We start from the raw sequence: 377 nt of genomic DNA on the forward strand, positions 1-377 counted from the left end.
ATGGTTTGATAATTCCTTGATTCCATTTTGTGTTATTAATTTTTCTTTTGCTATTTTTTAGCCCTCCTTATAAAAAACAGATTTCTATTATTTATTGTACTATTTTTTTCCTTAGCTTGATGGCTATGTGGTGACATCCCTTTTACCAGGGCTATCTTATACGTAGCCCTAGCAACATAAAACAATATTGCAGTTTGATTTGAGATTTGCAATAGTAGCAATTGTTTGTATGGTAGCTCCTATAATTGTATCTATATTTAGGGGGGGATTTTGGTGTGGATTACAACTGAACATTATAGATAATATTTAAAGTATAATGAAAAAGTTGTATTTTAGCAAAAATGATAAATACGAGGGATTTAATATTTTAATGCAAA

General features: G+C 28.9%; 1 pseudogene. It reads left to right on the forward strand.

The features are described 5' to 3' along the window. Positions 1-193: 193 nt before the first annotated feature. Positions 194-280: pseudogene (locus ACJDU8_RS25730) on the forward strand (4Fe-4S binding protein); the annotation flags it as partial. Between the last annotated feature and the right edge of the window lie 97 nt (positions 281-377).

Source organism: Candidatus Clostridium eludens (assembly GCF_045310515.1).
Classification (GTDB): Bacteria; Bacillota; Clostridia; order Clostridiales; family Clostridiaceae; genus Clostridium_B; species Clostridium_B eludens.